This window comes from Bordetella saccharivorans, from assembly GCF_045862855.1.
Taxonomy (GTDB): Bacteria; Pseudomonadota; Gammaproteobacteria; order Burkholderiales; family Burkholderiaceae_B; genus Bordetella_A; species Bordetella_A petrii_F.
The window spans coordinates 4,319,240-4,345,157 of the sequence record NZ_BAAFZO010000001.1 but is presented as its reverse complement, the minus strand read 5'-3'; the positions used below and the strand labels follow the sequence as shown (position 1 = coordinate 4,345,157).

Here is a 25,918-nt window from a genome sequence, read left to right as displayed (position 1 = left end):
GTCTCCTGTATTGATCGAAACGTTTTTTCAAAGTACGGTAGCGAGGCCAGATAATGACGTAGCGCCAGGGGTTTGGATAGCGGACGCGAGGCACAGGGGTATGAAAAATATTCACAGGAGACAGTTTCTTGAACCAGCTTGCCGATCTTGAAGTCTTCATCGCCGTCGTCGAGACAGGCAGCTTTTCGGCGGCAGCACGGCGGCTGGCCAAGACGCCTTCGGCCGTCAGCAAGTTGATCGCGCGCATGGAAGAGCGCCTGCGCACCCTGCTGTTCGAACGGACCGCGCGTGAAGTCCGCCTGACAGAAGCCGGCCACGCGCTGCACCGCGAAGGACTGCGCGTCATGGAAGCGCTGGCCGAGGCCGAGGGTGCCCTGCAGCATCACGTCGAAGGCACCCGCGGCACCATCCGGGTGCACTGCATATTCACCTTCGCCAAGTACCAGCTGGCGCCTGTCATTCCCGAGTTCCTCGAGGCGAACCCGGCCGTGCGCGTCGAATTCCTGCTCAACAACGACCCCATGGACATGGTCGAGCACAATATCGACGTGGCGATCCACAGCGGCACGCTGCCCGATTCCTCGCTGATCGCTCGGCGACTGCTGGCCAGCCGCTGGATCGTCTGCGCGTCGCCGGAATACCTGCGGCGGCATGGCACGCCGGCCACGCCGGATGATCTCGTCCGCCACAATTGCCTGAACTTCACGCACCGCACCCACTGGAACAACTGGCCGTTCACGACCGTCCCGCGCGGCGTCAAGGCGGCGGGCTCGCTGGGCGCCGACCAGGGCGACATGCTGCTGCAGCTGGCCCTGCAGGGTGCGGGCGTCGTGCGCCTGGCCGAATTCCATATCCATGCCGCGCTGGCTGCGGGCCGCCTGGTGCCCATCTTGCAGCGGTTCCAGCCCCAGCGGCAGGAGCCGCTGTTCGTGCTGTACAAAAGCCGCAAGTACCTCAGCCCCAAGGTGCGCGCCTTCCTGGATTTTCTCGACGACAAGTTCTCCGACGGACCGATCCTCAGCCGGGCCGCCGCCTGTCCCGCGGAGCCTGCGGGCCCTAGCGGATGAACTGCTCGAGATAACTGTCCGGCAAGCCGAGCCGGCGGTAATGGCGAGCCGCCGCCTCCAGCTTGGAATGGACATCTTCGTACCCCAGCGCGCGGCCTTGCGGATCCACGTAGGTATAACCGCCCTGGACATGGAACCAGGTGATCATTTCGTCCACGTCCTGCGGGACGAATAGCGTATGCGTCTCCCCCGGCGGCTCATAGGCGAACGCCCCGGCCTCGGCGACCCAGTCGTGCTCCAGGTAATACCAGCGGCCCTTGAGCACCAGCGCATGCACCGCCCCGTTGTGCCGATGGCGCGACAGGACGCCGCTGCGCCGCACCCGCAGCAGATTGATGTAATAGCCGCTGCTGACCGACAGCAACAACGGCTTGAACGACACCGACTCCGTCGCCGGCACCCAATAGTCGTCATCCTCCAGCGCCGCGCCCAGCACATTCTGGAGCACCAGGTCTTCCGACATGTACGGGGGTTGCGGCAAGGCGTACGGGACGGCTTGCAGGTCGGGGCGATTCAGAGGGTGAGTCATGCGGGTTCCTTGAAAGTGCGCGACGCGACCGCGGCCGCATCCTGGGTGTCAAAGGACGGCAGCTTATCCGGCACGTGGCATTGCCATAACCCCATGCGGCGGCATCGAGCTATGAATGCATTTCACAGCGCCATGTGGTAACGCGGCCAGCAGCCCGTGATTGCCGGCCGTGGCGCCCTGTATTTGCCTGCTATGAAATTTATTCACGCTACAGACCATCCCCGGCGCTCCTTCTCGCCAACGCCTTGACAAACCTTCAAATGGTCCGGAATATGAAAAAACGTTTTTTTAATCATCTCCAGACATGCCCCATTCCAACCGGCCCGCCGCGGCCCCGCCCAACACCGGCAACCTGATCGACGGCGCCTGGCGCCAAAGCGAACTGAGCTTCACCGTCCATGACAAATACACCGGCCTGCCCTGCGCCGAAGTCGCGCAGGCAAGCGCCGCCCAAGTCGCCGAAGCGGTCCGCGCGGCGCGCGCAGCCGTCGACGCCGGCGCGCCCCCACCTTATGACCGGGCGCGGACGCTGCGCCGCGCCGCGCAGTTGCTGGACAGCCATCGGCAGCGCCTGGTGGACACCATGGTCGCGGAAGCCGGCTTCACGCTGGCCGATGCGAACGGCGAGATCGACCGCGCCAGCATCACGCTCGAGCTGTCCGCCGAGGAAGGCGTGCGCCTGACCGGCGACATGATCCCGTTCGCGGCCAGTCCCGGCGCCCACCAGCGGCTGGGCTTCACCCAGCGCTTCCCGGTCGGGGTGGTCTGCGCCATCACACCGTTCAACTCGCCCCTGAACACGGTGTTGCACAAGGTGGCGCCAGCGTATGCGGCGGGCAACGCGGTCATCCTCAAGCCGTCGGCCTATACGCCGCTGACCGGCGCCCTGCTGGGCGAGCTCCTGCTGGAAGCCGGCATGCCGCCGGGTTTCCTGGCCATTCTCCAGGGCGATGGCGATACGGTCGGCACGGCCCTGCTGGCCGAGCAGGACATCGATTTCTATACCTTCACCGGCAGCACGCGCGTGGGGCGCATCATTCAACAGGCGGCCGGCCTGCGACGCACCCAGATGGAGCTCGGCAGCATCGCGAGCACGCTGGTATGCGCCGACGCAGACCTGGATCGCGCCATCCCCCGGATCGCCAATGCGGCGTTGCGCAAGGCCGGGCAAGTATGCACGTCGGTGCAGCGGCTGTACGTCGAACGGCCCATCCTGCAAGCAGTCACGGAGCGCCTGGTCGAGCATGCCCGCGGCCTCCAGGCCGGCGATCCGCGCGACCCCGCCACGCGCGTCGGCCCGCTGATAAGCGAGGCGGCAGCCATCCGCGCCGAGAGCTGGCTGCGCGCGGCCGAGGCCGCGGGAGCCCGCCTGTTGTGCGGCGGCCGCCGCGAGCGCGCAGTCATCCAGCCCGCCGTGCTCACCGACGTAGCAGAGACGCAACAGCTCTGGTGCCAGGAAGCCTTTGCACCCCTGCTGTCGATCCGCCCGTTCGACGCTTTCGAAGCGGCGCTCGACAGCGCCAACGGCACTCCGTACGGTCTGTCTGCCGGAGTATTCACGCGGGATCTCGAACGGGCCATGCTGGCGGGCCGCCGGCTGCGCTTCGGTACCGTGCAGATCAACGAAACGTCCAGCGCCCGCTCCGACGTCATGCCGTTCGGCGGGGTGAAAGACAGCGGCTTCGGCAAAGAAGGGCCCGCCCATGCCATCCGCGAGATGACCGAAGAGCGCCTGCTGGTCTTCAACCCCTAGCCGCACGCAGCGCGCCCGGCGCGCTGCGCCCTTCCTGCTTCACCGGATCACGCATAACCCATGTCCGCCCCTGACATCGCTACCTTCTTCTGCCCGACCCGGCTCTACATGGGCGCGGGCGCCCACGCCCGGATTCCGGAACTGTTGCGCCGCCATGAATGCCAACGCGTCTTTATCGCCATCGACGCCGCCCTGCTCGACAGCGATTTCTATGCCCGGGTGCGCCAATCGCTGGACCAGGCCGGCCTGGCCGTGACGCACTACAGTGACATCGAACCCGATCCCAGCGCGCATACCGTGGCGCGCGCCTTCGAGGCTTGCAGCGCGCACGGCGCCACCATGCAGCTGGCGATCGGTGGCGGCAGCACCATCGACGTAGCCAAGGCCGTGGGCATACTGGCCACCAATGGCGGCCGCATACACGATTACGAAGGCATCGAAAAGTTCAGCACGCCCGGGCTGCCGCTGATCGCCGTACCGTCGACGGCGGGCACCGGATCGGAGGTGTCCGGTTCCTGCGTCATCACCGACACCGAGCAGAACCGCAAGATGTCGATCCGCCATGCCGCGCTCAACCCGGCGATGTATGCCATCCTCGACCCACTGGCGCTGCGCACCATGCCGGCGCACGTGGCGGCGCATTCCGGGATGGACGCGTTCGTGCATGCTTTCGAATCGTACCTGTCGCGCCAGGCCAACCTGGTCACCGACGCGATCAACTTGCAGGCGCTCGGCCTGATCGCGGCGAATTTGCGGCCGTTCGTCGCCAGCCGCGACAATCTCCAGGCCGGGCTGAACATGCTGTGCGGCTCGGCGCTCGCCGGCATCGCGTTCGGGCAGACGGGCCTAGGCAATGTGCACTGCATGGCCCGCTTCGTCGGCGCGCTGTGCCATGCCTCGCACGGCCTGTCGAATGCCGTATGCCTGCCGGCCGTGGCGCGCTTCAACCTGCTGGCGGCGCCGGCCAAGTACGCACGCGTGGCCGCCGCCATGGGTTGCCACGTACAAGGCCTGCCCGAACTGGACGCCGCCCGGGCGGCCGTCGTGGCGATCGAGACCCTGTGCGGCGATCTCGGCATCCCGGCCGGCTTGCGGGAGCTGGGGGCCACTCGCGACAGCCTGGCGCAGATGGCGCAGTGGTGCAGCGAGGCCGGATACAATCGCTGGAACCCTCGCCACACGACGCGCGCAGACTTCGAAGCGCTGTTCGAGGCGGCCTACTGATCCTATCCATGCCGGGCAATCTTCCGTGAAAGCGTCCAAGCCGCCGCGCGGCGGCGCCACCCTGCCGCGCAAGCGGGTCACCGTGCACGATGTCGCCCGGGTGGCGGGCGTGGCCATCAGCACCGTCTCGCGCGTGGTCAATGGCGCTCCCACGGTCACCGAAGACATCCGCCAGCGGGTCGAATCGGCTATCGACCAGCTTGGCTGGACGCCGAGCATCGCGGCACAAGCCATGCGCGGCGCCCCGGCGCGCATGGTGGGCTTCATTTTTTCCGATATCCGCAACCCCATGTACGCCTCGGTCATCAAGGGCGCCGAAGACGTGCTGGGCGCGCACGGCTATGTGCTCATGGTGGCCAGCAGCGACGGGCAATCCGCGCGCGAAGTGGCGCTGCTGGAGCTGTTCCAGCGCCGCCGCGCGGACGGCCTGCTGTTCGGCGTGGAAGAAGAATCCGACCCCGCCGTGATGCGGGGAGTCGCCGCCGCCGGTTTCCCGACCGTCTTGATCGAGCGCGAAATGGCCTTGCCGATCAACGCCGTCGGCGCCGACCACCGCGCCGGCACACAACACGCCACCGCGCACCTGATCAGCTTGGGGCACCGGCGCATCGCGCTGATCAGCGGCGGACGGCGCAACCGCGTCGGCAAGGACCGCCTGGCCGGCCTGGCGCGGGCCCACGAGGCGGCAGGCCTGCCGCTCGACCCCGCGCTATTGCGGCTGGACAGCTTCGCCAGCGAATACGCGTTCCGGGAAACCCAACTGCTGCTCACGCTGGAGGAACCACCCACCGCCATCATCGCCGCCGGCATGCACTTGCTGGAAGGCGTGTTGCCCGCCATACGCGCGGCCGGCCTGGCCATCCCGGACGATCTTTCGCTGGTGGCCTCGAACGACAGCCCGCTGGCCCGTCTGGCCACGCCGGCGATCAGCGTCATTCGCTATGATGCCTACGCGCTGGGCCGCGAGGCCGCCCTGCTGTTGCTGCGCCGCATGCGCAATGAAGAGCCCGCCAGCAACGCGCGCATCCAGGTCCCCACCGAATTCGTGCTGCGCGAATCCTGCGCTCCGCACCGCGGCCGGGCTGCAGTAAAGTAGCGGTTCCCCCTTCCCCCGAAGCCTGCCACCGGAGACCCCTGGCCATGGAATTCGTGATTCCCAGTACCGCAAACCTGGCGCTGTTCGTCAGCGCCGCCCTGGTGTTGCTCGTGATTCCCGGCCCGGCGGTCTTGTTCATCATCGCGCAGTCGGTGGAACAGGGCCGCAAGGCCGGGCTGGTGTCCGACCTGGGCATCCACACGGCCACCCTGGTGCACGTGGTGGCCGCGGCGCTCGGGCTGTCGGCCTTGCTGGCTTCGTCGGCGCTGGCCTTCAGCATCGTCAAGTATGCCGGCGCGGCCTACCTCATCTGGCTGGGGCTGAAAAAGATCTGCACCCGCCCCGCCGCCGTCGACGCGACCGACCTGCGCCCGCGCCAGCGCCGCTATGCCCGGTTGTTCCGCGACGGCTTCATCGTCAACCTGCTCAATCCCAAGACCGCGCTGTTCTTCCTGGCGTTCCTGCCGCAGTTCGTCGACGTCAGCCGCGGCCATGTAGCCATGCAGATCGTCTTCCTGGGCTTGCTGTTCACCGTGCTGGGGCTGGCGAGCGATGCCTGCTATGCGCTGGCGGCCAGCGCCGCGGGCCGCTGGCTGCGGCAGAGCCGCGGCTACCTGAGCTTCGAGCGCTATGTGGGCGGCGCGCTGCTGATCGGCCTGGGCATCACGGCCGCTTTCGCCGGCAACAAGAAATAGCCGAATCGCTGCCGCGGGCGCCGCACATGTGTACAATGGCGCCCGGGTGTCAGCCGCATACTGCGGTGAGACAGGTTCATGCGCAGGTCGGGCCGCCGCGCAAGGTATACACGACCCATGAACCGACGCCCCTCCCCGTCCCGTGACCTGCCGCGCGCGCAACTCCTGGCCGAGCGCGCCTTCGCCTCTCTCGAGCGTTTCCTGCACATCGAGGCCGTCAGCGGCATCGTGCTGCTGGCGGCCGCGGCCATTGCCCTGATCTGGGCCAATTCTCCGCTTGCCCATTCCTACCACGCGCTGTGGCATACGCCGCTGGCGTTCGGCCTGGGCGACTTCCAGTTCTCGCAGCCACTGCATTTCTGGATCAACGACGGCTTGATGACCATCTTCTTCCTGGTGGTCGGCATGGAGATCCGGCGCGAGATCCACGAAGGCGCGCTCTCCAACCTGCGGCAGGCCGCCCTGCCCCTGGCCGCCGCGCTGGGCGGCGTGCTCGTGCCCGCGCTGATCTACCTGGCCTTCAATGCCGAGGCCGGCCGCGCCGACGGCTGGGCCGTGCCCACCGCCACCGACATCGCCTTCGCGGTGGGCGTGCTGGCCCTGCTGGGCCGTTCGATTCCCGGCAATGTGCGGGTCTTCCTGCTGGCGCTGGCCATCATCGACGACATCATCGCCGTGCTGATCATCGCGTTCTTCTATTCGGGCGGGCTCGACTACAGCGGGTTCCTGGTCGCCGGGCTGGGCATCCTGATGGTGCTGGCGCTGCAGCGCATCGGCATCGGCGCCGCCTACGCCTATGTCGTGCCGGGCGCGATCGTCTGGCTGGGGCTGCTGATGACCGGCGCCCACCCCACCCTGGCCGGCGTGGTGCTGGGCTTGATGACGCCGGTAATCTCGGTGCCCATGCGCGAGCGGCCGCTGGACATGGTGTCGCGGGTGGCGGGCGACCTGCTGGGACGCGACGCCGATCCGGACCGCGGCGCCGGCGGCCTGGCGCAGCCGCTGCGCCAGTTGCGGCTGGCCCAGCGCGAAGTGCTGCCCCCCGTGGTACGCGTGCAGGGCGCGCTGCATCCCTGGGTAGCCTATTCGGTCATGCCCTTGTTCGCGCTTGCCAACGCCGGCGTCAGCCTCGACGGCATCGACCTCTCCGCTGGCGGCTCGCAATGGGTGATGGCCGGCGTGGCGATCGCCCTGATCGCCGGCAAGCCGCTGGGCGTGATCGGCATGAGCTGGCTGATGGTGCGCCTGGGCTGGTGCGCCCTGCCGCCGGGCGTCAGCTGGGGCGGCATCGCCCTGATCGGACTGCTGGCCGGCGTGGGTTTCACCATGTCCATCTTCATCGCGATGCTGGCGTTCGCCGACGACGCCAATTTCCTTGGCGCGGCCAAGCTGGGCGTGCTGCTGGGGTCGCTGGTGACGGCGCTGCTGGGCCTGGCCTGGGGCACCACGTACGCGCGGCGGCTCAGCCGTCGATGACCGTGCGCGCCAGCTTCACGAAACGCCTGACCAAGTCGGAATGCCCGGTTTTCCAGTGGGCCAGCAATAGCGGGCAATGGGCCACGCCGGACTCCAGCCGCGCATAATGCACGCCTTCGGCCTGCTGGCGCGCGTAGGTGTCGGGCAACAGTGAAATGCCCACCCCCGCGGCCACCAGGCCGACAATGGTGGTGCCTTCGCGCGCTTCCTGCGCCACTTGCGGCACCAGCCCCGCCGCATTGAACAGCTGGATGATCTGGTCGTGCAGGCCGCAGCTGATTTCGCGCGGGAACAGGATGAGCGGGTAGCAGGCCAGTTCCTTGACGGCAATGCGGCCCTTGCGCGCGGCCAGCGGATGGTCGCTGGGCATCGCCACGCGCAGCTCGTCTTTCCAGAATGGCATGAACTGCAAGTGGCCGGGCGGCTGGAACTGCGGCGCAGGCCGCAGCAGGCCGATGTCGATGCGGCGTTCCTCGAGCGCCTGCAACTGCTGCCCGGTAGGCATATGGGCGATTTCCAGGCGCGCCAGCGGCCGTTCCGCGCGAAAGGTCTTGATCAGCCGCGCGAAGCCAGGCACCAGCGGCACCGAGCCGGTGAACGCAATGCGCAGCAAGCCGGCCTCGCCTCGGTCGGCCAGCTTTGCGAGCTGCACCGCATGGGCCATCTGGCTGAGGGTCAGCCGCGCCTGCTCCAGGAACACCCGTCCGGCCTCGGTCAACGCGATGTGCCGGTGCGCGCGTTCGAACAGGCGCGCGCCCAGCGCCTCTTCGAGCGCGCGGATCTGCATGCTCAGGGGCGGCTGGCTGATATTGAGCCGGCGCGCGGCGGCCGTGAAGCTCAGCTCTTCCGCGACTGCCACGAAGTAGCGTAGTTGGCGTAGATCCATCTATTCGCTTTCCGTATGGAAAACCCCTCAAAATATATATTTGACCCGCCACATGCAGTCTAGCACCATAGTTTTCGCCACGGCACGGGCGCCCTCCGTTCCGGCAAACAGACAACCAGGAGACAAGCATGGGCACAGCACAGACCTCCCGCGCGCGCAGGCGCTGGGCCGCCTGCCTGGCACTGGCCGGCGCGGTGCTGGCCGGCGTCGCGCCGGCTCGCGCCGACACGTTTCCATCGCGCCCGTTGCGCATCGTGGTGCCGTTCGCGGCGGGCGGCGCGGTCGACAGCGTGGCGCGCATCATCGGCGATCCGCTCTCGGCCCGCCTGGGACAGCCGGTGATCGTCGAAAACAAGCCAGGCAATCATGCCAACATCGGCACCCACGAAGTCGTGCGCGCGTCCGCGGACGGCTATACCCTGCTGCTGGGCGCCAACGGCCTGGCGACCAACCCGTGGCTGGACCGCAACCTGCCTTTTGATCCGCTCAAGGACCTGGCGCCGGTGGCGCGCGTCGGCTATGCGCCGCTGGTGCTGGTGGTGGACGCGGAGTCGCCTTGCCAAACCCTGCAAGACCTGCTGCGGGCGGCCCGCGACAAGCAGGGCAAGATGAACTACGGCTCTTCCGGCGTGGGCGGATCCGGCCACCTGGCGGTCGAGATGCTCAAGCGCACGGCCGCTATCCAGGCCATGCACATCGGCTACAAGGGCGGCGTGCCGGCGCTGACCGACCTGATCGGCGGCCGCCTGGACTTCATGATGGTCAATCCGCTGGAAGCCGCGCCGCGCGTAGCGGCCGGCAATATCCGGGCCTTGGCTGTGGCATCGCGGCAGCGCATCGCCACCCTGCCCGGGGTGCCCACCTTCGACGAGGCCGGCGTGCCGGACTTCGAAGCGACCGTCTGGTGGGGCTTCCTGGTGCCGGCGGGAACACCCGGCCCGGCCATTGCCACGCTCAGCCAGAACCTGCTGGCGGTGCTGGATGACGCGCAGGTCCAGCAGCGGCTGGCGGCGGTGGGCGCCATCGTGGATCCGCAACCGCCGGCACGCTTCCAGGCGTTCCTCCAAGCCGAGACCGAGCGCTGGGGCGAGCTGATCAAGAGCGCCGGCATCAGCAACAACTGAGTCACTGGATGCATCACATGATCATCGATTGCCACGGGCATTTCACGACCGCGCCGCCGGCGCTCGAACAATGGCGCGCCCGCCAGGTCGCCGCGGTGGCGGACGGCACGCCGCGGCCGCGGGCCGCCGAACTGCGCATCAGCGACGACGAGATCCGCGCCGCCATCGAGGCCAACCAGTTGCGCATGATGCGCGAGCGCGGCCACGACCTGACCGTCTTCAGCCCGCGCGCCATCTTCATGGCGCATCACATCGGCGATTTTGCCGTGTCCTCGGCCTGGGCAGGCATCTGCAACGAGCTGTGTTTCCGGGTGTCCACCCTGTTTCCCGAGCATTTCGCGCCGGCCGCCATGCTGCCGCAAAGCCCGGGGGTCGACCCTGCCACTTGCATCGCGGAATTGCGACGCTGTGTCGAGGAATACGGCAACGTCGCCGTCAACCTGAACCCCGACCCCTCGGGCGGCCACTGGACCAGCCCGCCGCTGAGCGACCGCCATTGGTATCCCTTGTACGAAAAGCTGGTGGAATATGACGTGCCGGCCATGATCCATGTGAGCCAGAGCTGCAATGCCTGCTTCCACACGACCGGCGCGCACTACTTGAACGGGGACACGACCGCCTTCATGCAATGCCTGGATTCCGACCTGTTTCGCGATTTCCCGGCACTGCGGTTCGTCATCCCGCACGGCGGTGGCGCCGTGCCCTACCACTGGGGCCGCTTCCGCGGCCTGGCCCAGGCGCTGCGCAAGCCACGCCTGCAGGAACATCTGCTGAACAATATCTTCTTCGACACATGCGTGTATCACCAGCCGGGCATCGACCTGCTGACGCGCGTGATTCCCGTCCAGAACCTGCTGTTCGCCAGCGAGATGATCGGCGCCGTGCGCGGCATCGATCCCGACACCGGCCACCATTTCGACGACACGCGCCGCTATATCGACGCCAGCGGCCTGGACGCCGAAGTCCGGCACTTGATCTTCGAAGGCAATGCCAGGCGCGTCTACCCGCGCCTGGACGCGCGGCTGCGGGCGCAGGGACGCTGAGCCGGCCCCGCGGGGCATGCCTCAGGGCGTCCCGCCGGCCAGCAGGCGCACGACTTCCGCGTCGGAGGTCTGGCGGAAATCGGCGTAATACATGCCGACCGCACGGAAGCCGGCGGGCGCCTGCAGGCACACAATCTCATCGGCATCCTGGCGCAGCGCCGCCAGTGCCTGGGGCGATGCCACGGGCACCGCCAGCAGCAGCCGCGCCGCGCCGGCCTGCCGCAAGGCCCGCAGGGCGACCCGCGCCGTGCCGCCGGTCGCCACGCCGTCGTCGACCACCACCACCGTCCGCCCGCGCACCTCGGCGGGCTGGCGGCCTGCGGTATAGGTCGCCCGCCGTCGCTCGATCTCGTCCAACTGGCGGCGGATCTCGCCTTCCACATAGGCGGGCGGCGGCCGCAGATAACCCAGCGCCTCGTCGTTGAGCACCACCTGCGGCGCGGCCCCGTCGGCCACCGCGCCGATGCCGAATTCCGGCTGGCCAGGCGCGCCCAGCTTGCGCACGATCAGCACGTCCAGCGCGGCGCCCAGCGCGCGCGCCACTTCGAAGGCCACCGGCACGCCGCCGCGTGGCAAGGCCATGACGACGGCGTCGCTATCCGCATGCCTGGCCAGCGCATGCGCCAGTTGCCGGCCGGCGTCCGCCCTGTCGGCGAATGGGGCTTGCGTCTCCATGGTAGCGGTCTCCCGGGCGGATGGCTTATACGGCGAACGGATACGTATCGGGCACGCCGTGCTGCGGTGGCGCCGCCAGCGGCGTGACCGCGCGGGTCTGTTCGTACCAGACGTAGCCATCGAACTGGTCCGGCAGCACCGCCTGGAAGTAGTGGCTGTGGAACTCCGTATCGGGACGATAGATCACCCCGATGGCGCGCTCCAGCCTGGGGGGCAGCAAGGCCTGGCGCGCCGCCCGGTTGGCCGGCTTGCGCAGGTCGGCCAGCGCGCATGGCGCGCCGGCCCGCAGGAACACCTGCTCATACGAATCCGCGCGCGACGGCAGCACCTGCTTGACCCGCATGGGTTCGTCCCAGTCGTCGGCGGCCGCCACGGTGCCGCGGTCGGTGCCGAAACCGATGAGCACCGCGGCGTCGCCGTAGGCCGTGCGGCACAGTTCGCCGATATTGAACTGGCCTTGCCAGCCCATGGCCGTGGCCGGCGCGTGGCCAATATGCGAGTTGTGCGCCCACACCACGGCACGGGCCTGCGGTCCGCGGGCGTGCAGCACCTGTTGCAGCGTCTCGAACATATGGCGGTCGCGCAGGTTCCACGATTCGGTGGAGCCGCGGAACATGCTGCGGTAGTACTGTTCGGCGGCCAGGACGGTGCGCGCGTTCTGGGCCGCGTCGAACCAGTCGTCGCCGTCCTGCGCGGCGTATTCGAGCCGCCTGGCCAGGATATCGCGCAACTGGGCGTGCACCTCGTCCTCGCACGGGTCGCGCTCGCCGCGCAGCACCGCGCGGCCGTACCAGGCCGGCTCGGCCTGCCAGGGCGTCAGGCAGCCGTAGCGGCGGCGCGCCTGCGCCGCCGCTGCGGGATCGACCCGGTCCAGGTAGGCCAGCACGCTGGCGATCGACGCGCGCAGCGAATAGACATCCAGCCCGCGGAACTCGGTGCGCCGCTCGGGCGGCAGGCCGCGATTGTGATGGTGCAGCCATTGGACGAATGCCGCCACGTCTTCGTTGCGCCACATCCAGGCCGGAAAGCGCGTGAACGCAGGTTCGCCATCCCGCCCGGCGGGCCGGTGCCGGACGTAGCGGTCGATGCGCGCCGCGTCGGGCCAGTCCGCCTCCACCGCCACGATGTCGTAGCCGTACTGCGCGATCAGCCGCTGCGTGATCGCCGCGCGGGCCCGATAGAACTCGGCGCTGCCGTGGCTGGCCTCGCCCAGCAGCACGATGCGGGCGTCGGCATAGCGGTCGAAACAGGCGCCGAAGGCCGCGCCGTCCTCCACCGGCGGCAGCGGCTCGCAGGCCGGCCGCACGGCGCGGCCCAGGCGGTCGGCCAGTGTCGCGGCGTCGCCGCGCGGAACAGCTGTCAGGCTCATCGCTTCCTCCCCGCAATGCGCGCTGGCGCAGCAAGGCGCGTACCCGCGCCGCGCGCTTGACGCGGGGCCGCCGGTCTCATGTACTGTCTGGTGTCGCGTTACATCTCTACGTACCGCCATGATCGCATGCAGCAGCGACATCCCCGCCCGCCTGGACCGCCTGCCCTGGTCGGCCTGGCATTGGCGCGTGGTGATCGCGTTGGGCGTGGCCTGGGTGCTGGACGGCCTGGAGGTCACGCTGGCCGGGTCGCTGGGCGGCGTGCTGACCCAGCCCGGCGCCCTGGGCCTGAGCGCCGCGCAAGTGGGCGCCACCGGCTCGCTGTACGTGGCCGGAGCGGTGGCCGGCGCCCTGCTGTTCGGGCGCATGGCCGATCGGCTCGGCCGCAAGCGGCTGTTCCTGGCGACGCTCGGGCTGTACATGGCCGCCACCCTCGCCACGGCCTGCGCGCCGAACTATGTTTTTTTTGCAGCATGCCGCTGCCTGACCGGCGTGGGCATCGGCGGCGAATATGCCGCCATCAATTCCGCCATCGACGAGCTGATCCCCGCGCGCGTGCGCGGGCGGGTCAACCTGGCCATCAACGGCTGCTTCTGGATCGGCGCGGCACTGGGCGCCGGCTTGAGCCTGCCGCTGCTCGACCCTGCGCTGGTGCCTGCCGGACTGGGCTGGCGCCTGGCCTTCGCGCTGGGGGCGCTGCTGGCGATCGCCATCCTACTAGTGCGCCGCGACGTGCCGGAAAGCCCGCGCTGGCTGCTGGCGCACGGCCGCCAGGCAGAGGCGCTGGCGATTGTGCGCGGCATCGAGGCACAAGTGCAGGCACGCCGCGGCCCCCTGCCCGCGACGGCGCCGGCGCTATCCACCCATGCGGCCGGCACGCCCACATTGCGGGAGGCGGCGGCCGTGCTGCTGCGGCGCTATCCGGGCCGCTCGGCGGTGTGCCTGGCGCTGATGCTGGCGCAAGCGTTCTTCTACAACGCCATTTTCTTCACCTATGCCCTGGTGCTGACCCGCTTCTACAGCGTGCCGGCCCAGGAGGTGGGCTGGTACGTGCTGCCGTTCGCGCTGGGCAATGTCCTGGGGCCGCTGGCGCTGGGGCCGCTGTTCGACCGCGTGGGGCGGCGCAGGATGATCGCCCTCACCTACCTGCTGTCGGGTCTCGGACTGGCCGCCTCCGCGCTGGCATTCCAGGCCGGCTGGCTGGACGCCCGCTCGCAGGCATGGTGTTGGTCGGCGGTCTTCTTCGTGGCCTCGGCGGCGGCCAGTTCGGCCTACCTGACGGTCAGCGAGGTATTCCCGCTGGAGATGCGCGGGTTGGCCATTTCGTTGTTCTACGCGGCCGGCACCGGCGCCGGCGGCTTCGCCGGGCCGGCCCTGTACGGCTGGCTCATCGGCGGCGGCCAGCGCGGCGCGCTGACCCTCGGCTATCTGCTGGCGGCGGCGCTGATGGCCGGCGCCGGCATCCTGGCCTGGCGCCTGGCGGTCGACGCCGAGCGCAAGCCGCTGGAAGCCGTGGCGCCGCCGCTCGGCCCGCCACGCTAAGACGGCGCGGCGCCGAAGGCTCGATCGCCCGGCGCCGCACCGACCCGCTCAACGCTGTGCCGGCTGCAGCACCAGCGTATCGCCGAGTTCGCTTTCGATCTTCTCGCGGCTGTACGCCATGGGAATGTACTTGCCGGTCGCCCAGCCTTCGAGCAGGTCGCGGTAGTGCGGGCTGCGCGGGTCGGCCGACTGGCCCGGCATATTCTGCATGCGCGAGTTGTCCCAGTTGCCCACGTCGATGACCTGGCGGTACGAGGCGCCGCTGATCTGGCGGAAATCGGACTTGCGGAAGGTGGCGCGGTGCACCGTATCGTTGTCGCCGCTGACCGGGTAGCGCGGCGTGCCGTACGCTTTGGCGGTGTCGGGCGGCAGCAGTTCGGCCAGGCTGTGCTCGAACTGGATGTGGTGCAGCTTGCCCCATTCCCATTGCCGCGAATCGGATCCCTGCATGGCCGTCAGCTTGCGCACGCCGTCGGCCAGCGCGGCCAGCAGCAGCGCGTCGCGGCCCTGTTCCGGCCGCGGCCCGAACGCGGCATCGGGGGTGGCCAGCTTCTCCAGCGTCTTGCGGGTGGACAGGTTGCCGAACACCTCGCGGCCGTTGGCGGGCACGTACAGGTCTGATACACGCTTGACCACTTCCGGCAACCAGAACTCATACACCGTGGCGGCCTTGGAGTCGACCTCGGTGCGATAGTCCCAGTCCTTCAGCAGCCGCAACGCCTCGCCCACGCCCGGATCGGTCGAGTTCAAGGATTCGGCGTACTTCGTCAGCGTGCGGGCCGGGATCGACAGATTGTCGAACTGCAGGCGCTGGGAATCTTCCAGGCTCAGGCCGCGCGCGTCCGCCAGCACCTCGCGGATACGCTGGATGCGATACGGCTCGGCCCAGGTGCGGTTCGACATTTCCTTGTACGCATAATCGGCGGGCAGGTTGTATTCGTTGGCGGTGGCCACGTAGCCCTCCGGCGGGTTCAGCACCTTGGGCAGCGAGCTGGTCGGCAGGAAGCCGTTCCATTCGAAATCGCCATTGCCCGGCACGGGCAGCATGCCGCTCCAGTCCTTGCGCGGACGGATCGGCGCGATGCTGCCGCCGAACCAGCCGATATTGCCATCCACGTCGGCATAGACCATGTTCTCGCTGGGCGTGTAGTGGCGCTCCATGCCGGCCACGAACTCCTGCCAGTTCTGCGCCTGGTTCAGCCGCAGGCTGGCCAGATAGGCCGCGGTGCCGGGAAACTCCAGGTAGGCCGCGCGCAGCGCATAGGCCTTGTGGCGCACCGGATCGACATGGATCACGGGACCATGGCGGGTGAACTTCAGTTGCCGCCGCACCGGCGCCTGGCCGCGCACCTCGATGGTCTCGTCGATCGTGCGCATCGTTTCCCAGCCGCCGCGATAGCGATACTGGCTGGCATTGGCCGGGTTGATATCGTAGACGTACAGGTCTTCCTCGTCCGCGAACGCGAAGATGGTCAGGCCGAAGGCGATGCGCTCGTTGTGCCCCATGGACACGCCGGGCAGCGCCGGCTCGCCGGCGCCGATCACATTCCAGCCCGGCGCGTTCAGGTGCACCATGTAGCGCAGCGAGGGCATGGCGATGGTGCGGTGCGGATCGCCCACCACCATGGGCCGCCCGGTCGCCGTGCGCTGGCCGGACAGCGTCCAGTTGTTGCTTTCATAGCGCGGCGCCAGCGGATCGAAGGCCGGGTCCAGCGAGGCCTCCAGGCTGGCCGAGAGGCTGCGGGCCAGCTTCTCGCGCCCGGCCGCCGCCAGCGGGCTGCGCGGAAAGTCCGCCGCGACGAACTTCTGGCCCTTGCGCGCCAGGTTGTAGTCGGCCAGGATGTTCTCGTCGATCTGGCTCACATTCAGGCCGGCCGGCACCTGCAGGGCAATGGGCGGTTCGTACACGCCCAGGTCCTGCACGACGTTCAGCCCCAGGGCGGCGACCTGGCGGGCCAGCTTGACCTCGTTGGCGACGTTGCGGGTCAGCCCATAGATGCGGATCAGCGAGGTTTCCGGGCTCCAGTAGCCCGGCTCGGTGCCGGTGAGCTTGAACTCCGGCGGCATGTGCTCGGGGTTGGCCTTGACCCAATCGACGTAGGCATTGATGCCCTCGGCGAAGGCCGTCAGGATGGCGCGCCCTTCGGGGTGGTAGCTGGCGAATTCCGCCTGCATGTCGCCCCGGTACAGGAACAGGCGCGCCGCGCGGTCCTGCTCGATGAAGCGCGGGCCGAACTGTTCGGCCATCTTTCCCTCGCCCTGGCGGCGCCACAGGTCCAGTTGCCACATGCGGTCGCGCGCGGCGTTGAAACCCTGGGCAAAGAAGAGGTCGTGCTGGTTCTGCGCGTAGATATGCGATACGCCATGCCGGTCGCGCAGAATTTCCACCGGTTGCGACAGCCCCGGCATATCGATGGTCGACTGCTTGCCGCCGCCCGGCGCGGCGCACCCCGCCAGCAGCGCCACGGCGCCGCACGCCAGCAATGCGGCGATCCTGCGTTGGAACGTACGCATCTCCCTCCTCCTTGGTCTCTTGGATGGCGCCCGCGCTGCGCGAGGGCGCAATGTTTACCAAGATAATCAAATGGTGGAGAAATGCTGTTTTATTTTATTAATTCTTTCATTGGGTGTAACAATATGACGCGGCATGGCGCGCGGTCACTACAGCATCTGGCCCAGGAAGGCGCGCGCGCGCGGCTGTTGCGGCGCCCGGAAGAAAGTCTCGGCCGGCGCTTCCTCGACGATGCGGCCTTCGTCCATGAAGACCACCCGATGCGCGGCCTCGCGGGCAAAGCCCATTTCGTGCGTGACCACCAGCATGGTCATGTGCTCGTCGGCCAGTTGCCGCATGGTGCGCAGGACCTCGCCGGTGAGTTCGGGGTCGAGCGCCGAGGTCGGCTCGTCGAACAGCATGATGTCCGGCTCCATGGCCAGCGCCCGGGCGATGGCCACGCGCTGCTTCTGCCCGCCCGACAGGCGCGCCGGGTAGTTGTCGCGCTTGTTCAGCAGCCCCACCTTGCGCAGCAGCGCCTCGGCCTTCGGAATGGCCTGGTCGCGCGGCACGCCCTGCACGGTCACCGGCGCCTCGATGATGTTCTCCAGCACGGTCATGTGGGGGAACAGGTTGAACGACTGGAACACCATGCCCATCTTGCGGCAGATGCGCCGCACCTCCGCATCGCGCGCATAGCGGCTCGAGGCGCCCGGCACGGCCGTCGCCAGCGCCTCGCCTTCGATCTCTATGCTGCCTTCGTCGATGGTCTCGAGATGGATCAGGCAGCGCAGGAAGGTGCTCTTGCCGGACCCCGACGGGCCGATCACCGCGACCACCTCGCCCTTGCGCAGCGTCAGCGACACCTGGTCCAGCACGCGCGTGGCGCCGAACGATTTGCCGACCTCGCGCGCCGCGATCATCACCGGGCGCGGATCGGCGGCGACGGGGCTATTGGTCGTACTTGGCATAGCGTTTTTCCATGTGCTGGAACAGCCAGGTCAGCACCAGCGTCATGATCAGGTAGAAGGCCGCCGCGACCAGGAACGGCGTGGTGGTGAAGTCGCGCTGCACGATGCCGCGCGCGGTGCGCAGGATGTCGTTGAGCGCCAGCACGTAGATGAGCGAGGTGTCCTTGACCAGGGTGATGGTCTCGTTGCTCATGGGCGGCAGCACGCGCTGCACCATCTGCGGCAGCACGATGCGCCGCAGCGTCTGCAGGTAGCTCATGCCCAGCACCTTGCTGCCTTCGTACTGGCCGCGGTCGACCGACAGGATGCCGGCGCGGAAGATCTCGGCGAAATAGGCGGCGTAGTTCAGCGTGAACGCCACTACCGCGGCCGGGAAGTCGGGCAGGCGCACCCCCACCACCGGCACGAACGGCAGCGCGAAATAGATGAACAGCATCTGCAGCATGAGCGGCGTGCCGCGCATCAGCCAGATGTAGCCGTTGACCGCCTGGCTGAGCAGCCGCCAGTGCGAGATGCGCGCCAGCGCCAGCAGCAGCCCCAAGGGCACTGCCAGCGCGAAGGTGACGAAGAACAGCGTCAGGGTGGTCCTGGCCCCCTGCGCCATGGGCCCCAGCAGGGAAATGACGTAGTCCATGCGGCTATCCTAGGCGCGCAGCGGGCCGGCGCCCGCGCCTATTTGATGATGTCGGCGCCGAACCATTGCTGGGCGATGCGGGCGGCGGAGCCATCCTTTTTCATGGCGGCGAGGGTCTGGTCGAGGCGGGCCAGCAGCTCGGTGTCGTCCTTGCGCACGCCCACGCCGTAGTCTTCGGTGCCGAAGTTCTCGTCCAGGACGCGGTACTGCCCTTCGCGCTTGTTGGCCAGGTAGCGGCCCACCACTTCGTCCACCACCACGGCGTCCAGGCGGCCGGCGGAGAGATCCATCAGGGCGGTGACATTGTCGCCGAACAGCTTGATCTCTTTCAGGCTGGCGGCGACTTGCGCGTCTTTCTTGATGGCGTCGACGGCGCTGCTGCCGTCCTGCGCGCCCACCACCTTGCCGGCCAGGTCGGCCTTGGCTTGCACCGGCGAGCCGTGGGCCACCAGGATGATCTGGTGGTTGGCCATGTAGGGCGCGGTAAAGGCGATGTTCTGCTTGCGCTCTTCGGTGATGGTCAGGCCGTTCCAGAGCACGTCGACGCGCTTGCCGTTGAGTTCGGCTTCCTTGGCGCTCCAGTCGATGGGCTTGAACTCGACCTGGATCTCCATGCGGCGCGCGGCTTCGCGCGCCATGTCGATGTCGAAGCCGACGAGCTGGTTGTTCTCGTCGCGAAAGCCCATGGGCGGGAAATTGTCGTCCAGCCCGACGACGATTTTCTGGGCGGCGGCGGCGCCGGCTTGCGGGGCGGGATCGTCGCTCTGCCCGCAGGCCGCGAGCAGTGACGTGGCGCAGACCAGGAAAGCAGCGGTCAGTTTTTTCATATCGGTAGTGCGCGGGGGCGCAAAGGAAGGGTACGAGTGGCGGCCACGAAAAAAAGCCGAACTGGCGATTATATCCAGTCCGGCCGATGCTGCCGGCGCGGCGCGCCCGGCGGAGCGCGGCTCAGCTCAGCGATAGACCAGCACCGGGATCTTGGACTTGGTGAGCACCTTCTGGGTCTGGCTGCCCACCATCACGGCCGCCATGCCGCTGCGGCCGTGCGACGACATGGTGATCAGGTCGCAGCCGCCCTGGGCGGCGCACTCGATGATGGACAGGTACGGCTGGCTGTTCTCGCGGATGGCCGTGTCGCACGCCACGCCTGCCTGGCGAGCCTGGTCGGCGGCGTCGGCCAGCCATTGCCGGGCGCGTTCACGTGCCTGCCGCTCGTATTGCTGCTGCACGCTGGCGAACTGGACGGTTTCGCCCGACAGGACGTTGATGGGCTCGATCGCCGTCATGATGGTGACGCGGGCCTGCAGCGCCTTGGCGAGCGCCAGGCCGTTGGTCAGGCCGAGACGGGAAAGCTCGGAGCCGTCGATGGGAATGAGGATGTGCTGGTACATGGCGTGCTCTTGTTGTGGAGGGGCTGGCGGGCGGCTGCCCGCCAGCCCCAGGGTAGTGCCGCCCGTCCGGCCGCGGCTTGACCGCCGTCAACCGGCCCCGCGCCGGAGCACGCCGCCCGCTCAGCCGTCCACGGCGGCCAGGATCTTGCCGAACAGCGTGTCGGCATGCGCCGAGTTCAGCCAGCGCACGATGGCCACCATGCGCCGTTCGGGCTCGATCCAGGTGAAGGAGCTGCCGGCGCCGATGCCGAAAAAGCTGGATTCGGGCACGCTGGGAAAGATGCGCCGACCTTCGTTCAGCCAGATCAGGAAGCCGTAGTACGGCGCCAGCTCGCTGGGCGTGCGCATGGCGCGCAACCACTCCGGCGAAATGACCTGGCGGCCGTTGGCGCGGCCATCGTCGAGCAGCATGCGGCCGATCAGGGCCTGGTCGGCGCTGCTGATGGACATGCCCCCGCCCCAGTGCGAGCCGCCCGGCACGGACGGCATGCGCTGGCCGTCGATCTCGACCCAGGCGTTGTCGTAGCACACCCATTGCCAGTCTTCGCTGGCGCCGATGGGGCGCATCACGGCTTCGCGGAACACCTCCGGCAGCGGCCGGCGGAACAGGTGCAGCAAGGCGTAGGACAGCTGGTTGATCCGGACGTCGTTGTATTCCCAGTAGGTGCCGGGCTCCTGCAGCGGCCGCGCGTCGCCCTTCTTGCCGGCCGGCGGCGCGCCGAAGGTGACGGCGCGATAACGGTCGACCTGGTCGGGCACGCCGAAGCGCTCGCCCTCCCATTCGCTGGTCTGCTGCAGCAGGTGCCGCCAGGTGATGCGGGCATTGCGGCCGGTGTCGAACCCGATGCCGGGCACGCGCGCGCGCACGGGTTCGTCCACGTCCGGCAGCAGGCCGCGGTCGTGCGCCACGCCAGCCACCAGCGCCAGGTAAAGCTTGGCCACGCTGAAGGTCAGGTCGGCCCGCCGCGGCTCGCCCCAGGACGCCACCGTGCGGCCGTCGACCACGACCAGGCCGGTCACGGGGCCGCGGCCGTGCACCGGGCCGAGCAGCCGGTTCCAGGGCGGCGGGTCCTGCTGGTGCACGCCCCATACGCCGTCGACATCGCGGTCCCAGTCGGTTTCGTGTTCCTGGGCGAACTGGATCGCCTGCTGCATCAATGCTTCGTTCATCTCCTACCTCTTTTCGTGAAGGCCGGCGGCCGGCCGCGCCAGATAATCGAGCGCGGCCTGCACGCCGCCCGGCCGGTGCGGCACGCCGGCGGCGGCCAGGCCCATTTCGACGCCGGCCAGCGCGCCGCACAGCGACAAATCGTTGAAATCGCCCAGGTGGGCAATGCGGAATATCTTGCCCGACCAGCGCCCCAGCCCCTGGCCGAGCGACATGTCGTAGCGCTCGAGGATCTCCTTGCGCAGCGCGTCGGCGCTATGCCCGTCCGGCATGAGCACGGCGGTCAGGGCGTTGCTGCGCGCGGCGGGATCCTGGCAGACGAGCTCCAGCCCCCAGGCCTGGACCGCCGCGCGCGTGGCCTGCGCCAGTCGCTGGTGGCGCGCGAAGACGCGCGCCAGGCCCTCGGCCCGCAGCATGTCCAGCGCCTCGTGCAGTCCGTACAGCAAGGTGGTGGCGGGCGTATACGGAAAGTATCCCTCCTCGTTGAGCGCCAGCATGGCCGACCAGTCCCAGTACGAACGCGGCAGGCGCGCACTGGCCGCGGCTTGCAGCGCGCGTTCGCTCAGCGCGTTGAACGACAGGCCGGGCGGCAGCATCAAGCCCTTCTGCGAGCCGGCCACGCCGACATCGACGCCCCATTCGTCGTGGCGATAATCCATGGCGCCCAGCGAAGAGATGGCGTCGACCATGAGCAGCGCCGGATGGGCGCTGCGGTCGATGGCCTGGCGCACTTGCGCAATGTCGGTGACGGCGCCGGTGGAGGTCTCGTTGTGCACCACGCACACCGCCTTGATGCGATGGCCGGCATCGGCGGCCAGGCGGGCCTCGATCCGGGCGGGGTCGGCGCCATGCCGCCAGTCGCCCTCGAGGATCTCGACGTCCAGCCCCAGGCGGGCGGCCAGGCGCTGCCAGAGCGCGGCGAAATGGCCGGTCTCGGCCATCAGCACACGGTCGCCGGGCGACAGGGTATTGACCAGCGCGGCTTCCCAGGCGCCCGTGCCCGACGATGGGTAGATGACCACCGGCGAGCGGGTCTGGAAGACCCATTGCATGCCTTGCAGCACGGCCCGCCCCAGCCCGCCGAACTGCGGGCCGCGGTGGTCGATGGTGGCGTGGTGCATGGCGCGCAGCACGCGGTCCGGCACATTGGTCGGCCCGGGAATCTGCAGGAAATGGCGGCCGGACGGATGCCCGTGCAGGGAGATCATGAGTGGGCCCTCTAGTCGGGAAAATTGGTATACAACTAGAAAACGCGTCCGAGCATCATACGCAAGCCATTCGCGACCGGCAATCTCGCGCAGCCGGCCAGCCGCTCATGGTTGACCCTATATGCTTGTTTTATATCGGGTATTCAGGGTATCCCCCATGATGGCGCATGGATCACCTGTTTTATAGTCGGCGAAAGACCAAACCCATTTGGTATACCAATGCGCAGCAATCCCTCCCTGCCCGCTGATGGCGCCGATTCCGGCGCCGCCCCGTCGGCCCGCCCCGCGCGCGGCGCCGGCAACGGGCGCACCCTGCCGGCCGGCGTGGCCGGGCTGCTGCGCGAACGCATTATCCAGGGCGAGTTTCCGCCAGGAGCCCGGCTGAACGAACGGGCGCTGGGCGAGTTGCTGGGCGTGTCGCGCACGCCGCTGCGCGAGGCGTTCCGGCTGCTGGCCGCCGAAGGACTGGTGCGCATCGAACCCAATCGCGGCGCCCAGGTGGTGGCGCTGTCCGAGGCCGACATCCGCGAGGCGTTCGAAGTGATCGGTGGGCTGGAGGCCCTGTCGTGCCGCTACGCCTGCGAGCGCGCCACCGAGCAGGAAATCGCCGAGATCCGCGCGCTGACCTACGAAATGATGGCCAGCCATGCGCGCCGCGACCTGCCGGCCTATTACCGCACCAACCGCGAGATCCATGCCCGCATCAGCCAGGCGGCGCACAACAGCCTGCTGGCGCGGCTCTACGAGACCCAGAACGCGCGCATCCAGAATCTGCGCTTCGTCTCCAACGAGAACCGCGACAAATGGGACCAGGCCATGCGCGAGCATATCGAGATGGCCGATGCGCTGGCCGCGCGCGATGCCGAACGCCTGGCCGCCATCATGCGCGCCCACCTGCAGCGCAAATGCGATGCGGCGCTCAAGGCGTCGGCGCATGCCAGGCGGCCGCAGCACGCCCCTCATCCCGGCCAGGGCGGGACTTCTACTTCTATAGAGTGAGGCCCAGGAGACACAGCACGCCCGGGAACGATTCACGCAACACCGCAGTATTCCGCTCAACCGATACGGTCTACAGGAGCCAATCATGGCTGAACGTCGCGTTAGTTTCGTTGCACCGCTGTCCTTTCGATTCCCGGTCGCGGCGCTGCTGCTGGCCGGTGCCGCCCTGGCGGCCCAGCCGGCGCTGGCCGGCAAGCAGGACGACACCCTGCGCATGGCCTACGACCAGGCGCCCGAAAGCGTCGACCCCTACTACAACAACGTGCGCATCGGCGTGATCATCGCCGCCAATGTCTGGGACACGCTGCTGTACCGCGACCCGCTGACCAACGAATACAAGGGCCAGCTGGCCAAGAGCTGGAAGCAGGTCGACGACAAGACGCTCGAGTTCGAGCTGCGCGAAGGCGTCAAATTCCATAACGGCGAAGAATTCGACGCCGATTCGGTGGTGTACACGCTGAACTTCGTGTCCGATCCCAAGAACAAGGCCACCACCCAGCAGAACGTGCGCTGGATCGACAAGGTCGAGAAGCTGGGCAAGTACAAGGTGCGGCTGACCACCAAGGAGCCCTTCCCCGGCGCCAAGGAATACCTGTCGACCACGGTGGCCATCCATCCCGCCAAGTACTACGCGGAAGTGGGCCCGCAGGGCATGAACGCCAAGCCGGTGGGCACCGGCCCCTACAAGGTGGCGGAATACGTGCCCGGCAAGTCGATCACGCTCGAGGCCAACCGGGACTACTTCAAGGACTCGCCCAAGGCGCAGCCCCGCATCGGCAAGGTGGTGATCCGCTTCATCCCCGACCGCCAGACCCAGATGGCGGAAGTGATCTCGGGCGGCGAAGACTTCATCATGCACGTGCCCAAGGACCAGGCCGAGCAGCTCAAGACGCTGCCCCAGCTGCAGGTCAAGAGCGGCAACACCATGCGCATCGTGTTCATGCAGATGAATATCCTGGACAACACGCCCGCGCCGCAACTGAAGGACGAACGCGTGCGCAAGGCGATCCTGCACGCCATCGACCGCAAGGCCATCATCAAGAACATCGTGGGCGAAGGGGCGGAGCTGCTCAACACCATCTGCACCCCGTCGCAGGTCGGCTGCACCGACGAGGGCGCGCCGGTCTACGAGTATGACCCGGCACGGGCCAAGAAGCTGCTGGCCGAGGCGGGCTATCCCAATGGCTTCGACATCGACATCGTGGCCTACCGCGAGCGCAACCAGACCGAGGCGATCATCAACTACCTGCAGGCGGTGGGCATCCGCGCCAAGCTCAATTTCCTGCAGTACGCCGCCATGCGCGACATGATCCGCGCCGGCAAGGCGTCGCTCACCCACCAGACCTGGGGCTCCAACCTGGTCAATGATGTGTCGGCCTCGACACCGGTGTATTTCGCCTTCGGCAACGACGACATCACGCGCGACCCCAAGGTGCGCGAGCTGCTGGACAAGGGCGACCACACCATCGACAGCCAGGCGCGCAACGCCGCCTACAAGCAGGCGCTGACGCTGATCGCCGAACACGCCTACGCCGCGCCGCTGTGGACCCTGCCGGTGTATTACGTGGCCAGCAAGGACGTGGAGTTCAAGACGTACCCGGACGAGCTGGTGCGCTTCTGGGACATGAGCTGGAAATAACCCGCGACACGGAGAAAGCCCATGCTCGGGTTCCTGATCAGGCGGCTGGGACTGGCCGTGCTGGTGGCGCTGACGGTGTCGGTGCTGGCCTTCCTGCTGCTGCACCTGTCGGGCGACCCGGCGGTAGCGCTGGCCGGCGAAGGCGCCCGCCAGGCCGACATCGACATGATCCGCAAGGCCTACGGACTGGACCGGCCCATTGTCGTGCAGTACGCGGACTGGCTATGGAACATCCTCAACGGCCGCTTCGGCACCTCGGTGTATTTCAAGACGGACGCCGGGCCGTTGATTTTTTCCAAGCTCCAGACCACCCTGCTGCTGGGCCTGGCCGCGCTCGGCGTGGCGCTGCTCATCTCCATCCCGCTGGGCGTGCTGGCGGCACTGTACAAGGGCAGCCTGGCCGACCGGCTGTGCCTGGCGGTGGCCGTGCTGGGCCAGGCGCTGCCCAATTTCTTCTTCGCGCTGCTGCTGATCATGCTGTTCTCGATCACCCTGCGCGTCTTACCGGTATCCGGCAGCGGCGGCTGGCAGCACTTCGTGATGCCGGCCATCGCGCTGGGCTATTACGTGGCGCCGGCTTTCATGCGGCTGATCCGGGCCGGCATGATCGAAGTGCTGGGCGCGGACTACATCCGCACCGCACGCGCCAAAGGGCTGCCCAGCGGCACGGTGATCTTCAAGCACGCGCTGCGCAACGCCATCGTGCCGGTGGTGGCGCTGGCCGCGGTGCAGCTGGGCTACCTGCTGGGCGGCTCGGTGGTCATCGAAACCATCTTCGCGCTGGACGGCCTGGGCTACCTGGCCTACCAGAGCATCACCTTCAAGGATTATCCGGTCATGCAGCTCATCGTCCTGCTGTTGTCGGTACTGTACGTGCTGCTGACGCTGGCCGCCGACATCGCCAACGCGTGGCTGGATCCGCGCATCCGGGTGTCCTGAA

The 25,918-nt window shown here is 68.1% G+C and carries 23 protein-coding genes; 12 read left to right on the top strand and 11 right to left on the bottom strand.

All coding sequences use genetic code 11. From position 1 onward, the window contains the following. Window positions 1–128 precede the first annotated feature (128 nt). Entirely contained in the window at window positions 129–1,067 is a 939-nt protein-coding gene (locus ACKTT0_RS20755) for a LysR family transcriptional regulator (RefSeq protein ID WP_407851661.1), read from the top strand. Here the strand turns inward: ACKTT0_RS20755 and ACKTT0_RS20750 are convergent. Continuing rightward, a complete protein-coding gene (locus ACKTT0_RS20750; protein WP_407851660.1) occupies window positions 1,057–1,596 on the bottom strand; it encodes a 2,4'-dihydroxyacetophenone dioxygenase family protein in 540 nt (179 codons plus the stop codon). The two genes, ACKTT0_RS20755 and ACKTT0_RS20750, sit on opposite strands and share 11 nt — an antisense overlap. Before the next feature lie 304 nt (window positions 1,597–1,900). Here ACKTT0_RS20750 and ACKTT0_RS20745 point away from each other — a divergent pair, with 304 nt between their 5' ends. The 5 genes from ACKTT0_RS20745 to nhaA all read left to right on the top strand — a co-directional run bounded on the left by ACKTT0_RS20745 (window position 1,901) and on the right by nhaA (window position 7,840). Next, window positions 1,901–3,349, top strand: coding sequence for an aldehyde dehydrogenase family protein (locus ACKTT0_RS20745; protein ID WP_407851659.1), 1,449 nt, complete (start codon window positions 1,901–1,903; stop codon window positions 3,347–3,349). Between the two features lie 60 nt (window positions 3,350–3,409). Beyond that, window positions 3,410–4,573: an iron-containing alcohol dehydrogenase gene (locus tag ACKTT0_RS20740; protein ID WP_407851658.1), complete on the top strand. Its 1,164-nt coding sequence runs from the start codon at window positions 3,410–3,412 to the stop codon at window positions 4,571–4,573. A 25-nt stretch (window positions 4,574–4,598) separates the two neighbouring features. After that, on the top strand, window positions 4,599–5,669 hold the full coding sequence (locus ACKTT0_RS20735) for a LacI family DNA-binding transcriptional regulator (protein WP_407851657.1): 1,071 nt from the start codon (window positions 4,599–4,601) through the stop codon (window positions 5,667–5,669). A gap of 44 nt (window positions 5,670–5,713) precedes the next feature. Next, on the top strand, window positions 5,714–6,364 hold the full coding sequence (locus ACKTT0_RS20730) for a LysE family translocator (protein ID WP_407851656.1): 651 nt from the start codon (window positions 5,714–5,716) through the stop codon (window positions 6,362–6,364). A 117-nt stretch (window positions 6,365–6,481) separates the two neighbouring features. After that, window positions 6,482–7,840 carry a Na+/H+ antiporter NhaA gene (gene nhaA, locus ACKTT0_RS20725; protein ID WP_407851655.1) on the top strand — a complete coding sequence of 453 codons (1,359 nt, stop codon included), beginning with the start codon at window positions 6,482–6,484 and terminating at the stop codon, window positions 7,838–7,840. Here nhaA and ACKTT0_RS20720 read toward each other — a convergent pair. Next, window positions 7,827–8,726 carry a LysR substrate-binding domain-containing protein gene (locus ACKTT0_RS20720; RefSeq protein ID WP_407851654.1) on the bottom strand — a complete coding sequence of 300 codons (900 nt, stop codon included), beginning with the start codon at window positions 8,724–8,726 and terminating at the stop codon, window positions 7,827–7,829. The genes nhaA and ACKTT0_RS20720 overlap by 14 nt on opposite strands. A 128-nt stretch (window positions 8,727–8,854) precedes the next feature. Between ACKTT0_RS20720 and ACKTT0_RS20715 the strand changes: the two genes are divergently transcribed. Together ACKTT0_RS20715 and ACKTT0_RS20710 are read left to right on the top strand one after the other, a co-directional pair. Next, window positions 8,855–9,850: a Bug family tripartite tricarboxylate transporter substrate binding protein gene (locus ACKTT0_RS20715; RefSeq protein WP_407851653.1), complete on the top strand. Its 996-nt coding sequence runs from the start codon at window positions 8,855–8,857 to the stop codon at window positions 9,848–9,850. Window positions 9,851–9,867: 17 nt separating this feature from the next. After that, window positions 9,868–10,893 carry an amidohydrolase family protein gene (locus ACKTT0_RS20710; protein WP_407851652.1) on the top strand — a complete coding sequence of 342 codons (1,026 nt, stop codon included), beginning with the start codon at window positions 9,868–9,870 and terminating at the stop codon, window positions 10,891–10,893. A 21-nt stretch (window positions 10,894–10,914) separates the two neighbouring features. On the opposite strand, the gene ACKTT0_RS20705 is transcribed toward ACKTT0_RS20710, so the two are convergent. Next, window positions 10,915–11,568, bottom strand: a complete 654-nt coding sequence (locus ACKTT0_RS20705) for a phosphoribosyltransferase (RefSeq protein ID WP_407851651.1) — start codon at window positions 11,566–11,568, stop codon at window positions 10,915–10,917. A 25-nt stretch (window positions 11,569–11,593) separates the two neighbouring features. Next, on the bottom strand, window positions 11,594–12,937 hold the full coding sequence (locus ACKTT0_RS20700; RefSeq protein ID WP_407851650.1) for an erythromycin esterase family protein: 1,344 nt from the start codon (window positions 12,935–12,937) through the stop codon (window positions 11,594–11,596). A 118-nt stretch (window positions 12,938–13,055) separates the two neighbouring features. Here ACKTT0_RS20700 and ACKTT0_RS20695 point away from each other — a divergent pair, with 118 nt between their 5' ends. Further along, window positions 13,056–14,477 carry an MFS transporter gene (locus ACKTT0_RS20695; protein ID WP_407851649.1) on the top strand — a complete coding sequence of 474 codons (1,422 nt, stop codon included), beginning with the start codon at window positions 13,056–13,058 and terminating at the stop codon, window positions 14,475–14,477. Between the two features lie 48 nt (window positions 14,478–14,525). Here the strand turns inward: ACKTT0_RS20695 and ACKTT0_RS20690 are convergent, their stop codons facing one another. From ACKTT0_RS20690 to ACKTT0_RS20660, 7 genes are all read right to left on the bottom strand, one after another. Further along, window positions 14,526–16,991 carry a penicillin acylase family protein gene (locus ACKTT0_RS20690; protein ID WP_407851648.1) on the bottom strand — a complete coding sequence of 822 codons (2,466 nt, stop codon included), beginning with the start codon at window positions 16,989–16,991 and terminating at the stop codon, window positions 14,526–14,528. A gap of 147 nt (window positions 16,992–17,138) precedes the next feature. Next, window positions 17,139–17,891, bottom strand: coding sequence for an amino acid ABC transporter ATP-binding protein (locus ACKTT0_RS20685; RefSeq protein ID WP_407852471.1), 753 nt, complete (start codon window positions 17,889–17,891; stop codon window positions 17,139–17,141). Between the two features lie 28 nt (window positions 17,892–17,919). Beyond that, on the bottom strand, window positions 17,920–18,573 hold the full coding sequence (locus ACKTT0_RS20680; RefSeq protein WP_407851647.1) for an amino acid ABC transporter permease: 654 nt from the start codon (window positions 18,571–18,573) through the stop codon (window positions 17,920–17,922). Window positions 18,574–18,611: 38 nt separating this feature from the next. Next, window positions 18,612–19,400 carry an amino acid ABC transporter substrate-binding protein gene (locus ACKTT0_RS20675; RefSeq protein WP_407851646.1) on the bottom strand — a complete coding sequence of 263 codons (789 nt, stop codon included), beginning with the start codon at window positions 19,398–19,400 and terminating at the stop codon, window positions 18,612–18,614. A 126-nt stretch (window positions 19,401–19,526) separates the two neighbouring features. Further along, window positions 19,527–19,964, bottom strand: a complete 438-nt coding sequence (locus tag ACKTT0_RS20670; protein ID WP_407851645.1) for a universal stress protein — start codon at window positions 19,962–19,964, stop codon at window positions 19,527–19,529. Between the two features lie 120 nt (window positions 19,965–20,084). Then, window positions 20,085–21,134 carry a serine hydrolase domain-containing protein gene (locus ACKTT0_RS20665; RefSeq protein ID WP_407851644.1) on the bottom strand — a complete coding sequence of 350 codons (1,050 nt, stop codon included), beginning with the start codon at window positions 21,132–21,134 and terminating at the stop codon, window positions 20,085–20,087. Between the two features lie 3 nt (window positions 21,135–21,137). Next, the gene (locus tag ACKTT0_RS20660) at window positions 21,138–22,340 is read right to left on the bottom strand and encodes a pyridoxal-phosphate-dependent aminotransferase family protein (RefSeq protein ID WP_407851643.1); all 1,203 of its coding nucleotides are present in this window, start codon (window positions 22,338–22,340) and stop codon (window positions 21,138–21,140) included. 219 nt (window positions 22,341–22,559) lie between these two features. Between ACKTT0_RS20660 and ACKTT0_RS20655 the strand changes: the two genes are divergently transcribed. From ACKTT0_RS20655 to ACKTT0_RS20645, 3 genes are all read left to right on the top strand, one after another. Beyond that, window positions 22,560–23,339: a GntR family transcriptional regulator gene (locus ACKTT0_RS20655; protein WP_407851642.1), complete on the top strand. Its 780-nt coding sequence runs from the start codon at window positions 22,560–22,562 to the stop codon at window positions 23,337–23,339. An 85-nt stretch (window positions 23,340–23,424) separates the two neighbouring features. After that, entirely contained in the window at window positions 23,425–24,978 is a 1,554-nt protein-coding gene (locus tag ACKTT0_RS20650; RefSeq protein WP_407851641.1) for an ABC transporter substrate-binding protein, read from the top strand. Window positions 24,979–24,999: 21 nt separating this feature from the next. Beyond that, complete coding sequence (locus ACKTT0_RS20645) at window positions 25,000–25,917, top strand: ABC transporter permease (protein WP_407851640.1); 918 nt, start codon at window positions 25,000–25,002, stop codon at window positions 25,915–25,917. Window position 25,918: the final 1 nt, after the last annotated feature.